Source organism: Chamaesiphon sp. OTE_75_metabat_556 (assembly GCF_031378165.1).
Classification (GTDB): domain Bacteria; phylum Cyanobacteriota; class Cyanobacteriia; order Cyanobacteriales; family Chamaesiphonaceae; genus Chamaesiphon.
Genome location: NZ_JANNDR010000227.1, coordinates 1 through 13,810 on the forward strand (window position 1 = coordinate 1; position 13,810 = coordinate 13,810).

The 13,810-nt window shown below is 47.7% G+C and carries 17 protein-coding genes; 13 read left to right on the forward strand and 4 right to left on the reverse strand.

What is annotated here, in order from left to right:
- The first annotated feature begins 22 nt into the window (after window positions 1–22).
- Both RMO27_RS09355 and RMO27_RS09360 read left to right on the forward strand, forming a co-directional pair.
- Entirely contained in the window at window positions 23–457 is a 435-nt protein-coding gene (locus RMO27_RS09355) for a hypothetical protein (protein WP_309731661.1), read from the forward strand.
- Between the two features lie 22 nt (window positions 458–479).
- Window positions 480–803, forward strand: a complete 324-nt coding sequence (locus tag RMO27_RS09360) for an antibiotic biosynthesis monooxygenase family protein (RefSeq protein ID WP_396133652.1) — start codon at window positions 480–482, stop codon at window positions 801–803.
- On the opposite strand, the gene RMO27_RS09365 is transcribed toward RMO27_RS09360, so the two are convergent.
- Entirely contained in the window at window positions 755–1,246 is a 492-nt protein-coding gene (locus RMO27_RS09365) for a cobalamin biosynthesis protein (RefSeq protein WP_309731665.1), read from the reverse strand. The two genes, RMO27_RS09360 and RMO27_RS09365, sit on opposite strands and share 49 nt — an antisense overlap.
- On the opposite strand from RMO27_RS09365, the gene rsmI reads away from it, so the two are divergent.
- The 6 genes from rsmI to RMO27_RS09395 all read left to right on the forward strand — a co-directional run bounded on the left by rsmI (window position 1,239) and on the right by RMO27_RS09395 (window position 6,025).
- Window positions 1,239–2,117, forward strand: a complete 879-nt coding sequence (gene rsmI, locus RMO27_RS09370; RefSeq protein WP_309731667.1) for a 16S rRNA (cytidine(1402)-2'-O)-methyltransferase — start codon at window positions 1,239–1,241, stop codon at window positions 2,115–2,117. The genes RMO27_RS09365 and rsmI overlap by 8 nt on opposite strands.
- A gap of 180 nt (window positions 2,118–2,297) precedes the next feature.
- Window positions 2,298–3,227 carry a phosphoribulokinase gene (locus RMO27_RS09375; RefSeq protein WP_309731670.1) on the forward strand — a complete coding sequence of 310 codons (930 nt, stop codon included), beginning with the start codon at window positions 2,298–2,300 and terminating at the stop codon, window positions 3,225–3,227.
- A gap of 145 nt (window positions 3,228–3,372) precedes the next feature.
- Window positions 3,373–4,392, forward strand: a complete 1,020-nt coding sequence (locus tag RMO27_RS09380) for an ABC transporter ATP-binding protein (RefSeq protein WP_309731672.1) — start codon at window positions 3,373–3,375, stop codon at window positions 4,390–4,392.
- 20 nt (window positions 4,393–4,412) lie between these two features.
- The gene (locus RMO27_RS09385) at window positions 4,413–4,661 is read left to right on the forward strand and encodes a transporter suffix domain-containing protein (protein ID WP_309731674.1); all 249 of its coding nucleotides are present in this window, start codon (window positions 4,413–4,415) and stop codon (window positions 4,659–4,661) included.
- A gap of 34 nt (window positions 4,662–4,695) precedes the next feature.
- Window positions 4,696–5,589, forward strand: a complete 894-nt coding sequence (locus RMO27_RS09390) for an ABC transporter permease (RefSeq protein ID WP_309731676.1) — start codon at window positions 4,696–4,698, stop codon at window positions 5,587–5,589.
- 103 nt (window positions 5,590–5,692) lie between these two features.
- Window positions 5,693–6,025: a hypothetical protein gene (locus RMO27_RS09395; RefSeq protein WP_309731678.1), complete on the forward strand. Its 333-nt coding sequence runs from the start codon at window positions 5,693–5,695 to the stop codon at window positions 6,023–6,025.
- Window positions 6,026–6,156: 131 nt separating this feature from the next.
- On the opposite strand, the gene RMO27_RS09400 is transcribed toward RMO27_RS09395, so the two are convergent.
- On the reverse strand, window positions 6,157–6,336 hold the full coding sequence (locus RMO27_RS09400; protein ID WP_309731680.1) for a hypothetical protein: 180 nt from the start codon (window positions 6,334–6,336) through the stop codon (window positions 6,157–6,159).
- 41 nt (window positions 6,337–6,377) lie between these two features.
- Between RMO27_RS09400 and RMO27_RS09405 the strand changes: the two genes are divergently transcribed.
- Window positions 6,378–7,976, forward strand: a complete 1,599-nt coding sequence (locus RMO27_RS09405) for a type II CAAX endopeptidase family protein (protein ID WP_309731682.1) — start codon at window positions 6,378–6,380, stop codon at window positions 7,974–7,976.
- Between the two features lie 66 nt (window positions 7,977–8,042).
- On the opposite strand, the gene RMO27_RS09410 is transcribed toward RMO27_RS09405, so the two are convergent.
- On the reverse strand, window positions 8,043–8,771 hold the full coding sequence (locus RMO27_RS09410; protein WP_309731684.1) for a hypothetical protein: 729 nt from the start codon (window positions 8,769–8,771) through the stop codon (window positions 8,043–8,045).
- Window positions 8,772–8,840: 69 nt separating this feature from the next.
- On the opposite strand from RMO27_RS09410, the gene RMO27_RS09415 reads away from it, so the two are divergent.
- Both RMO27_RS09415 and RMO27_RS09420 read left to right on the forward strand, forming a co-directional pair.
- Complete coding sequence (locus tag RMO27_RS09415; RefSeq protein WP_309731687.1) at window positions 8,841–10,025, forward strand: aspartate aminotransferase; 1,185 nt, start codon at window positions 8,841–8,843, stop codon at window positions 10,023–10,025.
- A gap of 510 nt (window positions 10,026–10,535) precedes the next feature.
- Window positions 10,536–10,820 carry a hypothetical protein gene (locus RMO27_RS09420; protein WP_309731688.1) on the forward strand — a complete coding sequence of 95 codons (285 nt, stop codon included), beginning with the start codon at window positions 10,536–10,538 and terminating at the stop codon, window positions 10,818–10,820.
- Window positions 10,821–10,846: 26 nt separating this feature from the next.
- Here RMO27_RS09420 and RMO27_RS09425 read toward each other — a convergent pair whose 3' ends face one another.
- Window positions 10,847–11,260, reverse strand: a complete 414-nt coding sequence (locus RMO27_RS09425; RefSeq protein WP_309731690.1) for a hypothetical protein — start codon at window positions 11,258–11,260, stop codon at window positions 10,847–10,849.
- 538 nt (window positions 11,261–11,798) lie between these two features.
- On the opposite strand from RMO27_RS09425, the gene RMO27_RS09430 reads away from it, so the two are divergent.
- Both RMO27_RS09430 and RMO27_RS09435 read left to right on the forward strand, forming a co-directional pair.
- Window positions 11,799–13,337, forward strand: a complete 1,539-nt coding sequence (locus RMO27_RS09430; RefSeq protein WP_309731691.1) for an anthranilate synthase component I family protein — start codon at window positions 11,799–11,801, stop codon at window positions 13,335–13,337.
- Between the two features lie 269 nt (window positions 13,338–13,606).
- Window positions 13,607–13,810: Uma2 family endonuclease (locus RMO27_RS09435; RefSeq protein WP_309731693.1), on the forward strand; the 204-nt coding region annotated here is incomplete at its 3' end.

Genomic DNA, 13,810 nt, shown 5'->3' on the forward strand with positions numbered 1-13,810 from the left:
GGATTGCCACTGATGACCAACTGTGAAACTTATCTTTGGTTTGGCAACGATCGCTAGTACATTCCTGACTTTATTGACACCACAATTAGGCAGAACTCAAGGGGTATTTCCCCAACCATTTCCGCCAGCGAATACTACTCCATCAACTCCGATCCGGACACCATCTGCACCTCAAAACAGTGGGGCGATAGGCAATCCAACTACCACGACGATTATCGATCCCTTTGCACCGATAGATCCCAACAGCGGCGCGTTTCCAGGCGCGATCGATCTGATTGAATACACTAACAATTATTCCAATAGCCGTTATGTGCCACCAGCACCAGCACCAGTCATCTCTCCTGATCGACAATTAGATCCTCGCGGTGCTCGATATGCTTGCAGTAATTCGATCATTGGCGTCCCCAGTGTCACTCCCAGTGCCATCAATCGCTATACTGGTCAGCCATGTCGTTAAGTTTCGCGAGAAGTTCTCAGCATTGATACTAGAAGTCGCGATTCTCAATCTTAAACCTGGCGTTGCGGCAGATTTTGAAGCTGATTTTGCGGTGGCTTCCAAAATTATTGCGGCGATGCCAGGATATATTTCACACGAACTTCAACACTGTGTAGAAAATCGCGATCGATACCTTCTCCTCGTCTGTTGGGAACGCTTAGAAGACCATACCATTGGATTTAGAGGATCGCCACAGTATCAAGAATGGCGAGATCTACTCGATCATTTCTACGATCCATTCCCAACCGTCGAACATTATCAAATGGTATCCGAAAATTCAAAGATCGTTGGTAGGGGTAATTCATGAGTTACCCTGCCAATGATCTTTGAATTTTTATGGCTCCGCGCGATCGCGACTGTCACCCACCCAGATTCATCATCGAGCCGAAATTTTTGCTTGGGGACTAATAAAATATCTGTTTGCGCGGCACAAAGAGCCGCTGCTGATGCGACACTAGCAGTTCCTACTAACGTTGACACTAATTGTGAATCAACTATCATGACGGAATTTAGCCGTTCTGGGGGATAAATTTTTAAAAACCGACCCGATTCGCGACAATATTCCAGCAATCCATCCTCATTTGCCTTGCGATCGAGTGTCGCCAGTCCCGCAATTGTGGCAAGATCGAGATCGTACTCGGCAAATACTGACTCGATCGCCCGTCGGATCGCGAGTTGAGAGACACCCCGCTGACACCCGATTCCTACCCATAAATCTTTGGGAGCAACATTAGCAACTAATATGTCCAACGAAGTCACTGGTAAAACACTCTATCTAGTCGGTACGCCGATTGGTAACTTGAGCGATATGACGATGCGGGGAATTCAGGTTTTGCGCGACGTCGATACGATCGCGGCTGAAGATACTCGCCATACCGGAAAATTATTACATCACTTTGAGATTAAGACAAAGCAAATCAGCTATCACCAGCATAACGAACAACAACGCATTCCCGAATTAATTGGGCAATTACAAGCCGGAAAATCGATCGCCTTAGTTACAGATGCGGGGATGCCAGGGATTTCTGATCCGGGTTATCTGATTGTCGCGGCTTGTGTGGCAGCGGGGATTCGGGTAATTCCGATTCCAGGCGTAACGGCGGTGATTACGGCTGTGAGTGCGTCGGGATTGCCGAGCGATCGATTTGTATTTGAGGGCTTTTTGCCAGTCAAGGGACAGGAACGCAAAGATCGATTAGAATCAGTTTCCGGTGAGGCGCGGACACTGGTATTTTATGAATCTCCCCATCGGTTGCGTCAGACATTAGCCGATTTTGGGACGACATTTGGCGCAGATCGACAATTGGCGATCGGGCGAGAATTGACCAAATTACACGAGGAATTTTGGCGAGGCGCAATCGGGGAAGCGATCGAGCATTACACCCACGCCGAACCTCAAGGGGAATACGCGATCGTCCTTGCCGGTGCCCCAGTCAGTCACCCCACACTTTCTGATGAAGCGATCGATCGTGCCTTAATTGAATTGATGCTCAATGGTACCTCGCGATCTCAAGCCAGCCGGATTGTCGCCGAACAAATTTCCCAATCGCGCAAATATGTCTATCAATTAGCACTGGCGATCGATCTGGATGCGGCGGGGGCTAAGACACTAACCCAGTAAGTCGATGTTCCTTAACCCAAACTGATATTCATGACGTTAATTATGGTTAAACTGTCGAGCTGGAGTTGAGGATCTCATTAACAAAAAGCTATAGATCGCAGCTAGCGATCGGCGATCGATCCTCACCATCTGTAGGCGACCCGCTTAGCAGTACAATGGTGCGATACGGAGATTAACACCATGAGTAACCGTCCAATTATTTTAGGTATCGTCGGCGATAGTGCCGCCGGCAAAACTACACTCACCAGAGGGATCGCGCAAATTCTCGGTGCCGAAAATGTCACCGTCATCGGGACGGACGATTACCATCGCTACGATCGACAGCAGCGCGCCGAATTGAACATTACTGCACTCCATCCCGACTGTAACTACCTTGATATTATGCAGCAGCATTTAGCCTTGCTGCGGAGCGGACAGCCGATTCTCAAACCGATTTACAGTCACAAAACGGGTACTTTTGAAGCACCGCAGTACGTCAAACCTAATCGGTTCGTGATTGTTGAGGGATTGCTCGGTTACTCCACGCCAGCAGCTCGCGATTGTTATGATGTCAAGGTCTATTTAGCCCCACCAGAATCCCTCCGCACAGTCTGGAAGATCCAGCGCGATACGCTCAAGCGTGGCTATAACGAAGCCCAAGTTTTGGCCGAACTCCAGAAGCGAGAAGCAGACTCGGAGCAATTCATTCGCCCCCAGCGGCAGTGGGCGGATGTCGTCGTGAGTTTTTATCCGCCAGCAACTGAAGATCGCGATAAATCGCTGCTCAATGTGCGGCTCGTACTCCGGCCGACGATCCCGCACCCAGATCTCCGCCAAGTCATCGATTCAGCTCAGAGTGAATCGGCAATTCGGTGGCAACTCGATCGGGATATGGGCAAACCAGTCGATGTGCTAGAAATCGACAGCCATGCGACCAGTGAGAAAATCAGCCTGTTAGAACAGATGATTTGTAATGACATGCCCGATCTCCACAGCGTCTGCAATCGCGAAGTCAATCCCGATCTGGGTAAAGTCACTGGCACGACTGGCGAAATCCTCCAAAGTTATCCGCTGGCGTTGACTCAGCTCCTGATTACCTATTACATGCTCAAGGCCACGCAGGAAGCTTAATCGGTAGTGGGATCGAGGCTGGTCGAAAAAGTAGTATCCCGACTGGGAGCGGAAATTGTTAACATAGAGGGTAGTAAACGATCGGCGATTTTCCAATCGGGATTGATCGGTCAATTATAAACTGTCCATAATCAAAAGATAGATGATGGCAACAGCAATAACTATTCAAAATCTGTCTAAGAGCTATGGCACCGTCCCAGCGGTAAAAGATGTATCGTTCCAAGTCGAGCGCGGCCAAATTTTCGGTTTACTCGGCCCTAATGGTGCGGGTAAAACCACGACTATTCGCTGCTTGTGTACTCTTACCAAGCCCGATAGCGGCTCGATCGATATCGGCGGTATTTCGGTTCTCGATCAGCCGCGTGAAGCCCGCAAGCGGATCGGTTATGTCGCTCAGGAAGTCGCCCTCGATCCGATCCTGACGGGACGAGAATTGCTCGAACTTCAGGCGGCACTCTATCATATTCCCAAGGTCGAAGCTCGGCAGCGGATTGAGGTGCTGCTCGAACTCCTCGATTTACATAGTTATGCTGACAACAAGACGGGTACCTATTCAGGCGGTCTCAAACGCCGGATCGACTTGGCGGCGGGACTCCTGCATCAGCCGGAAGTATTGGTCCTAGACGAACCCACCGTCGGATTAGATATCGAGAGTCGGGTTGTAGTCTGGGACTTCTTACGCCAACTCCGCGCCAGTGGCACGACGATTTTACTGACCAGTCACTATCTCGAAGAAGTCGATGCCCTGGCCGATCACGTGGGGATTATCGATCGGGGACTAGTCATCGCCGAAGGCACACCATCCGAGCTGAAGAATCAGTTGGGCGGCGATCGGATCGTCCTGCGGATTCGGGAATTTACCCCGCTCCCAGAAGCCGAACGCGCCCAGCAAATGCTCAGTGAGTTGCCCTGCGTCCAAGAAGCGATCGTCAATGCGATGGCGGCAAATTCGCTCAACTTAGTCGTCACACCCGATCGCGACGTGCTGATGACCATCCAGCAGTCATTACAGACGGCGGGATTGCCGATCTTTGGGATCTCCCAATCGCGGCCAAGCTTGGATGATGTCTATCTGGCCGCCACTGGCAAAACCTTACTAGATGCCGAACTAGCTGCGGCTAGCAGTCGGGATCTTAAAGCTGAGAAAAAACAACGGATGCGCTAGGGGTCGATCGGGTCATGGGGATGAGAGTTAATTCTAAACTGGGGTTAGGGCTGGTGCTCAGCTCTTGCCTGCTGTGGGTGGCTGTCTTAGCCGTCCCCTTCCTCCCCGCAACGATCGCCCACAAAGCAATAGTAACTACCAGTCTGATTATCATCAGCGAATGTGTTTTCTGGCTGGGCATCGCGATCTCCGGTAAAGAACTCGCCCAGCGTTATCGGCGCAAGTTAAACCCCTATTACTGGTGGCAACGACTTACCAACCGCCACTAGCGATCGATCTTTTTTCATTCACCATCACCTTCTCATGAGCGGCACAATCGATACTTCCAAATCTGTAAGCTTACAACCGAGTGATCGCCTCCGATCGACACAACCATTACCATCGGATGGGTTGGCTGACTTTGTCCAGGAAACCCTCGCGCTGACAAAACGACTGTTCATTCAGCTCCAGCGGCGGCCTTCAACACTATTTGCGGGGATCGTTCAGCCCTTAATGTTTTTGGTCTTATTTGGGGCATTGTTTGAAAATGCTCCCAAAGGAATGATGGGTAACGATTTGAGCTACGGTCAGTTCTTGGGAGCGGGTCTGATCGTGTTTACGGCCTTTGTGGGTGCCTTAAATGCGGGCTTGCCAGTGATGTTCGATCGCGAGTTTGGTTTTCTCAATCGCTTGCTCGTCGCCCCCTTAGCTTCGCGCTACTCGATCGTGGCGGCTTCGGCGATTTATATCATCGCCCTGAGTTTCCTGCAAACTGCCGCGATTATCGGTGTCAATGCGCTGATGGGCGCAGGTTTGCCGAGTGTGGCGGGATTGGGGGTCATTGCCCTAATTATCTTGTTGCTAGTTTTGGGCGTTACCGCTGTGAGCTTGGGTTTGACTTTCGCTTTGCCGGGACACATCGAACTGATTGCCGTGATTTTTGTCGTGAATTTGCCGCTACTATTTGCGAGTACGGCACTTGCCCCCCTGACATTTATGCCGAGCTGGTTGCAAATCGTGGCATCGCTCAATCCGCTCACCTACGCGATTGAGCCAATTCGCTACCTCTACAATCACGCCCAATGGGATCTCGCGAGTATCGTGCTCCAATCGCCTTGGGGTGCGGTGTCTTTTGGTACCTCCCTAACGATCTTGGTTGGTTTTGCTGGATTGACCTTGACAGCGATTCAACCACTCTTAAAACGGCGGTTAGCCTAGTCTGAGGAACTATTTAGGGATTTCAAACATCTCGATTGATAGATGCTCGCTGTTAAAATAGTCGTTACGATCGCCTTATTCACCCTATTTTTAGTTGTTAATCATGAAAAGATTTCTCACCCCCGCTAGTTTGTTGTTAGGATTATCGATCGCCTTCATGCCCACGATCGCCTCAGCTCAGTTTAATGGTGGCTTTGGCAATAGCGGCGACAATCGCGATCCCTTTAGTCGCGCCTCTGGTGGCGATACCTCTGGCTTGATGCAATTGATCAACCAAGCCCAACTTAATGGCCAGAGTAATCCTAATTACAGCAGAGATCGCCAGGATGAAATAAATTCTGCTAGTAGCGATTTTCGCGCACGTCAAATCCAATCCTTGCGCGAGCGTAACAAAAAAACGCCAGTTACTAATACGCAACCTAAATCGTTGAAGTAGTAATTAGCGATCGACTCAAGCAAAATATTTAACGATCGTCACATCGATGAGGACACAAACCCGACTTCTCCAAGAAGTCGGGTTTGTAACAGCACTATTCGATTGTCATCAGATGGAAGTCGTCACGACGCTTAGCGTTTAGTAATCAGCACACTGTAAATAAAGAAAGTGGTAATTGCCAGGATAATTAATCCTAACAAAATCGAACCTGGCAAAAAAGTAACGATCCCAAAACCGCGTAATAAATAAATTAAGATACTCAGGCCGAGAGTACTGCTAAATAGATAGGCAAACTTCTGAGTTAACGTCATATAATAACGATCTGGTTGTAAATTTTAGTTAGCATTTTTTAATGAGTCTCGATCGCCAAAATCTCACATCTTTTCAATCGCTCCGCCGCATTATTCTGAGCGTACTGAGTGTCTTTATCCTCATCAAACTAATCCTCTCACTGATCGGTACGATCGATCGACCCCAGATTCAGGGAAAATTCGAGCTGTATCAAACCAATCTGGTGCTGGTAGCATCGGCATGGCAGCCGACTAGCGATTTAGAGGGACTGGGGGCATTACAGACATCGATCGTCGGTACCGATATCCTCGAATCAGCGACTAAACAATATCAAACAGCTAGAAAGAGTGACGAGCAGGCGATCGAGAATCTTAAACTGAGTTTAGCAGAATTGGCAGTATCACCTCCTGATGGAACTAGTAATAAGTCAGTCAAACTCCAAACCGATCTAATTAACAAGACAATCTCATCGGCAAAAGTTGAAATTGACAAAATCGATCTGCAGATTGGCATTCTCCAAGCCGCTAGCAAACAACCGGAACGCGCGATCGAAACTTGGCAGCAAATCATTGCTAACTCTCAACAAGCAACATCCAAAAATGCGGCTACCTCACTCATTGACATCTGGAAATCATCTGATATTAATCAAAATACCTCACCACAAATCGAGTCAAAAACGATCGCCAATTTTGATGGCTGGTTTCGCGATCGCGTTTTACAAAAATTAGCAACAGACTTGGGCGACGATACCAAGCTGGCAAAACTAGAAGCAACCGAACAAGTATCAGCTAAAAATGCACTAATTAAGTTAGCCTTAATCACCATTCCTCGCGTCATTATTGGGTTGAGTGGCGTCGGTTTAATTGTCTTTTTTGTCGTTCGATGGTTAATTCTGCTCCTGCAACACCGAGGCGATCCGACTGTCTCCACAACCATACTTAAAAATATCGATGTTCGGTGGGAGACACCCTGGGATTGGGAGATTATCTGGCAAGTATTTACCGTCGGCTTCTTTTTTGTCGGCCAATTTTTATTGCCGATTTTATTTAGCACCTTTGTCAATCCAGCGACATTGACAACTCAGGGTCAAGGTATTTATGTATTTACTAGCTATGTGTTGATGTCTAGTTTAGGCATTGGGGTATTGTATCTATCAATTAAATCTTATCTACCATTAGCATCAGATTGGTTTCAATTTAACTGGAAATCGAATTGGTTGTTATGGGGAGTCGGGGGCTATCTAGTCGCGACGCCATTAGTGATCGTTGTTTCGTTGATTAACGACAAAATCTGGCACGGACAGGGCGGTAGTAACCCGCTCTTGCAAATCATGCTCGAAAGCAAAGATTCGATCGCCCTATTGCTATTTTTCCTGACGGCGGCGGTGGCAGCTCCATTATTTGAAGAATTCTTGTTTCGGGGATTTCTACTACCTTCATTGACCCGCTACCTACCAACCTGGGGTGCGATCTGTATCAGTGGTTTAATATTTGGCGTCGCGCATCTAAGCCTATCCGAAATTTTGCCACTAACTACACTCGGAATTCTCCTCGGCACCGTCTATGTCCGCACTCGAAACCTATTGGCTCCGATGCTCTTACATAGTCTCTGGAATAGCAGCACTTTAGTGAGTTTATATATCTTAGGTAGTGGCAATTAACGATCCCTACAAACATTCGAGATCGGTGTTGCGATGTATCATCAACTATTCACTCCCAACTCCCAACTACTTCACTTGCAACTTATAAGTAGTTGTCACCTGAGCATTAGTTGCCATCAGCCCGCGAAATCGCCAGCGCAGATAGTTATAAGCAGTCGTCGGAGCTGGTTGCGTACCGATCTTGGGTTGAGCGACAAATGTTTTACCACCATCGATACTAAATAATAATTCCGCACCATCGATCGCCGTTGCCGAATCCTTGAGATAGTTAGTGCTCCGAGGAATCGGTAGTTTTAAAATCAGATTTTTGAGCGGACATCTACTATTATTTTTGGCAATGACAGTGTACTTAATAATATCTCCTGGCTTAACAGCGGCTTTACCAGCCAGCGGTTGAAAGACATGTTTATTGTCTACCATCGCTTGTTTGTCAGCTTTGAGAGTCAGTGCGACCCGCTGGGCTACAGGTTGAGGATCGACACAGGTTTTGAGCTTCTGCGCGCGCGCATCGATCGGTAATTGAGGGGTGAGAACTGTAGCTATAGTCATTCCCACGCTAACAAGAATGACGATCGAGAACTTGAACATGGTAATGTTTTGATGAGGCGATAGAGGAGATATATAAACTGCAAGACGATCGAATAGCAATAAAGTTGCCCGATCGGTAGATCCGATGTAATCTGCCTCATAGTGTATCGGGTGAAGATCGGTTTGTCCGTGATCGAATCGCATTTTCTGGGGAGAATTACCGTGGCGCACTAGCAATAGCGATGGAACCTGATATTCTAGATACACGCACTTCGCTATGACTCTCGATTCAAAGGGTGGCGATCGCAATTGAACTGCCTCAATAAATTATAGACAATGACCTTAGACTGGATTAGCCCCGCAGAACGTCTCCAATCTCTACCCCAATATGTATTTGCACGGCTAGACGAACTCAAAGCCAATGCTCGCAGCCAAGGCGTAGATCTGATTGACTTGGGCATGGGCAATCCAGATGGTGCCGCACCCGCACCCGTAATCGCTGCGGCTAAAGCGGCACTGGATGAAGCTACCAATCATGGCTATCCCCCATTTGAAGGCACCGCCAATTTTCGGAGCGCAATTTCTAAATGGTACTTTCGCCGCTATGGTGTCACTCTCGATCCTAGTAGTGAAGCATTGCCTCTGCTTGGTTCCAAAGAAGGCTTAGGACATCTCGCGCTGGCTTATATCAATCCTGGCGATACCGTCCTCGTCCCCAGCCCTGCTTATCCCGTCCACTTTCGCGGCCCCGCGATCGCGGGTGCTAAAATCCATAACATCATCCTCAAAGCCGAAAATGATTGGGAAATCGATCTCAATGATATTCCACCAGCGGTAGCCCGCGAAGCCAAAATTCTTTTCTTCAACTATCCCAGCAATCCTACCGGAGCCACTGCCTCGCGTACTTTTTTTGAAGACGTAGTTGCCTTTGCCCGCGAATACCAAATTCTCTTAGTCCACGATCTCTGCTACGCCGAACTCGCCTTTGACGGCTACAAGCCCACCAGCCTGCTGGAAATCCCTGGTGCCAAGGAAATCGGTGTCGAGTTCCATACCCTCTCCAAAACCTATAATATGGCAGGCTGGCGCGTCGGCTTTGTCGTCGGGAATAGCCAGATCATTCAAGGACTCCGTACGCTCAAAACCAACCTCGACTACGGTATTTTTGCTGCGCTCCAGACAGCAGCCCAAACAGCCCTGGAATTACCCGATGAATATGTCACCCAAGTCCAAAATCGCTACCGCGAACGGCGCGATTTCATGATTCAAGGTTTAGCCAAATTGGGCTGGAAAATTAAACCCCCCAAAGCCACGATGTATCTGTGGATTCCCTGCGCGGTGGGGTGGAATTCTACCGATTTTGCGCTTATGGTAATGCAAAGAACGGGGGTTGTCTTCACGCCAGGAAATGCCTTTGGGATTGGCGGGGAAGGTTATGTCAGAATTAGTCTCATTGCCGATCTCGACAGGTTGGGTGAAGCCATTCAACGTCTTAGCGATGCGGGTATCCGGTATGAGTAAATTCGATCTCAGCCATTAGTTCTTAGTACTAGATCCCTGACTTCTCCCAGAAGTCGGGCATCTGTCATCACTAGCACTGATGAATTTCAGCAATATCGATTTTCGGCGTTGCTCAATTGCGGTATGAAATGCCCTCGAAATCTAGAGTAGGGGCAATGTCTTGTCTTGACTGAAACACATGCGGAGGGAACCTCCGCGTGATTTCAGTCGCTGTCTCGCTAAACCCTCTGCGAACGGTAATGCCGTAGACGTTGGCGAAGCCTCTCCGTAGGAGATACGAAGCTCGGCGTGTCGCAGACGGAGCGCGAGCCGCTGTCTTGTCGGTTTTTTATTCGGAGGGAACCTCCGAATAAAACCGCCGCTTCAGGAATTGCCCCTACCCTAGATTTCAGGGTTTGTCTTTAAAATAAATCATGCCTGGATTCAGCAACGCCCAGATGGACTCGATCTACTATCAAATACAGCCGCAATGACGATCAATTTCTTTAACAATCAAGCTTAATTTTAGACATGTCTTACAAACCTATTTGGGAAAAAGAGATCAGTAATGTATTTACCTTGGTTGAGTATCAAGCGATCGCCAACGAACCACACTGTTTAATAATTGGCGGAGATCGATCTGGCGAAAATCAGACTAAAATACTCTCAATCTTTTTCCAAGATTGGGGACTCGATCGGGAAACTATCACCAACCTGCAATGTTCGATCGTCTTCCAGGCTGTGCTAGAAGTCGGGATCGTCGATGAAATGTCAGGATTTACTTTCAAAGAGGCACTTACATGGGCTAGTGATTAATCACACCAAGGCTCGATCGAACTGAATTATTCAATAATCCACCGATAGATGCCAAAGCAATCAACACAGAAAAATATAGAGCCAGAATAAATAATCATTCGGACATCTTTTTTGATTATACTTGCAACCAATAGTTGACTAGAACTCATTGCTAGCAATACAAATCCATACTTGCTAATTTTCTCTATATTAGCAGCAAGCAAGACACCACCAACGACAGCACAAGCACTACTAGTTAGTTGCAGTGTTTGTGCTAATTTATCTTTATTGCTGACCGATCTATTTTTATTTCTGCCCGATCTATTTCTCTTTCTAACCGATCTATTTTTATCGTCGATCAATCTGTGTTTGCTTCCGGCCAATCTGTGTTTATTCTCGATCGATATATATTCATTGTTGACTGATTTATATTCATTATTGACTGATTTATCTTTATTCATAGATCTGTTGACAATCTGACAGAAAATTGAGACGTTTGATCGAGTACTTGTCTTAAATATATATTATTGAAAATAGTGATGATAAGTCTATATTTTCAGTAAAGCTTTTCTTAATTAGACGATCGGTATTTGTCGAAGCAAGGTGTACTTTTCAAAAAGCTCCTAACCAGCAAATATAATCATCAATATATCATGTGGTCTTGACGAACGCCAAGTATATTTTCACTTAAACTAAAGATCCTAACTATAGGATGCAGAAATCTATGTAAGTAGCAAAAGAACCTTCGAGATAGCAGGCTGAACCAAGTAGATTCACTGAGCCAGCTAGTCAAAATTACTCACTAGCCATCGATTCTCATTCTGAGAGGCTCCGCCAACGCCAGTAGATCGCATCAAGCTACCTAGAGCCGGACAAAAATATAAAATTATTGCCCTAGAACTACCTCACCAGAGACAATAGAATAGACACCCTGCCGCAATCCTTGTCACGATTTCCCCCAACTTCGATCGATTTCAGTCACCAACTCCAGTAAATGCAATGATTTTCCCCAGCTTCGATCGATTCAGTCAGCTAGCCAGCCACGGCAACTTTATCCCCCTCTATCAAGAATGGGTCGCCGATCTCGATACCCCCGTCTCGGCATGGCATAAAGTATGTGCGGGTCAACCCTATAGCTTCCTGCTGGAATCCGTCGAAGGTGGGGAAACGGTCGGACGTTATAGCTTCTTGGGCTGCAATCCCCTCTGGGTACTGGAAAATCGCGGCGATCTCACAAGGCAAACCCACCGAGATGGTACCGTTACCACCTTTACGGGCAATCCCTTTCAAACGCTGGCTGACTGTTTAGAGCCGTATCAGCCCGTGAAACTCCCACAACTTCCAGGCGGAATCGGCGGTTTATTTGGCTTCTGGGGCTATGAATTGATGACATGGATCGAATCGAGAGTCCCGATCCATCCTGCTGCTGCTGATGACCTGCCCGATGGCTTGTGGATGCAAGTAGACCATCTAATTGTCTTCGATCGAGTCAAACGCAAAATTTGGGCGATCGCCTATGCCGATCTCCAAGGCTGTAACGGCAATCTGGAACTCGCCTATGCTCAGGCGAGCGAACGGATTAAAACCCTCGTCGAGAAGCTCCAACAACCACTGACACCAAAGTTCCTCCAATGGACGCCGCCGCAACCCAGTCCCGCACTCACCGAACTCCCCGCAGCTTATACCAGTAACACTTCCAAAGCGGAATTCTGCGCGAATGTCGAAACAGCGAAGGCACATATTACCGCAGGTGATATTTTCCAAGTGGTTGTTTCCCAACGCTTGTCTACTGGTTATACTGGCGATCCCTTCGATCTGTATCGATCGTTAAGCCTGGTCAATCCCTCGCCCTACATGGCTTACTTCAACTTTGGGGATTGGCAGATTATCGGTTCTAGTCCCGAAGTAATGGTCAGAGCCGATCGCAATTATGATGGTACGCTCAAAGCTACGCTCCGCCCTCTCGCTGGCACCAGGCGGCGCGGACAGACACCCCAAGAAGATGAAGCCCTGGGATTGGAACTATTAGCAGATACCAAAGAAGTCGCCGAACATGTGATGCTCGTAGACTTAGGCCGCAACGATCTGGGTCGCGTTTGTGCCAGTGGCACCGTAGTCGTCGATAAATTAATGACGATCGAACGCTATTCCCACGTAATGCACATCGTCAGCAATGCAGTCGGTCAACTCGCCCCTGGTAAAACCGCCTGGGATCTACTCAAAGCCTGTTTCCCCGCAGGTACTGTCAGCGGCGCACCCAAAATTCGCGCACTGGAAATCATCTACAACCTCGAAGGCTGTCGGCGGGGGGCGTATTCGGGTGTGTATGGCTACTATGATTTTGAAGGGCAACTCAATACTGCCATCACCCTCCGCACGATGGTTGTGCGTCCTGATGGCAAGGGCAATCATACTGTCTCCGTACAAGCGGGCGCGGGATTGGTAGCCGATTCCGATCCAGTGACGGAATATGAGGAAACTTTAAATAAAGCCAGAGGATTGCTCGAAGCCATTCGGTGTTTGGTAACTGACCAGTAAAGGACAACAGACTTTATTTGCATCACTGAATCGATCGAGTCAACTGCGATTGAAATATTCAGTAGGGTTAATTCATAAATTATCCCTACTGAATATTTCGATCGAGTGTGACTACTTCATCAGCTAATCATAACCATCGGGACTGACAAAATTGTTGCTGATGTATAGAAAACTTGCGAATGGATTCCAATCTAATTTTCAAGATCCAATATCCAGCTCTCCTAAGATATAATCGGTGTATTCAGGTGAAGTAAGGGAAAAATCGCCCCATGACAATCGCCACGACAAAACGCATAACTCTTGCAGAGTATCTCACTTATGATGATGGCACCGATACTCGTTATGAACTGGTAGATGGGGAGCTAACGAGGATGTCATTAGGGACGGGCGAACATGGCGACATTAGTGAATTCCTAAATGATGAATTCAAGGCTGAAATCAGGCGGTTAGGGCTGGATTTGGTTGCCAAAGAC

What these genes read in the sequence shown, in the direction of transcription:
- rsmI (WP_309731667.1), top strand. Translation starts at nt 1,239, where the DNA reads ATGTCCAACGAAGTCACTGGTAAAACACTCTATCTAGTCGGTACGCCG.
- RMO27_RS09375 (WP_309731670.1), top strand. Translation starts at nt 2,298, where the DNA reads ATGAGTAACCGTCCAATTATTTTAGGTATCGTCGGCGATAGTGCCGCC.
- RMO27_RS09380 (WP_309731672.1), top strand. Translation starts at nt 3,373, where the DNA reads ATGGCAACAGCAATAACTATTCAAAATCTGTCTAAGAGCTATGGCACC.
- RMO27_RS09385 (WP_309731674.1), top strand. Translation starts at nt 4,413, where the DNA reads ATGAGAGTTAATTCTAAACTGGGGTTAGGGCTGGTGCTCAGCTCTTGC.
- RMO27_RS09390 (WP_309731676.1), top strand. Translation starts at nt 4,696, where the DNA reads ATGAGCGGCACAATCGATACTTCCAAATCTGTAAGCTTACAACCGAGT.
- RMO27_RS09395 (WP_309731678.1), top strand. Translation starts at nt 5,693, where the DNA reads ATGAAAAGATTTCTCACCCCCGCTAGTTTGTTGTTAGGATTATCGATC.
- RMO27_RS09400 (WP_309731680.1), bottom strand. Translation starts at nt 6,336, where the DNA reads ATGACGTTAACTCAGAAGTTTGCCTATCTATTTAGCAGTACTCTCGGC.
- RMO27_RS09405 (WP_309731682.1), top strand. Translation starts at nt 6,378, where the DNA reads ATGAGTCTCGATCGCCAAAATCTCACATCTTTTCAATCGCTCCGCCGC.
- RMO27_RS09415 (WP_309731687.1), top strand. Translation starts at nt 8,841, where the DNA reads ATGACCTTAGACTGGATTAGCCCCGCAGAACGTCTCCAATCTCTACCC.
- RMO27_RS09420 (WP_309731688.1), top strand. Translation starts at nt 10,536, where the DNA reads ATGTCTTACAAACCTATTTGGGAAAAAGAGATCAGTAATGTATTTACC.
- RMO27_RS09425 (WP_309731690.1), bottom strand. Translation starts at nt 11,260, where the DNA reads ATGAATAAAGATAAATCAGTCAATAATGAATATAAATCAGTCAACAAT.
- RMO27_RS09430 (WP_309731691.1), top strand. Translation starts at nt 11,799, where the DNA reads ATGATTTTCCCCAGCTTCGATCGATTCAGTCAGCTAGCCAGCCACGGC.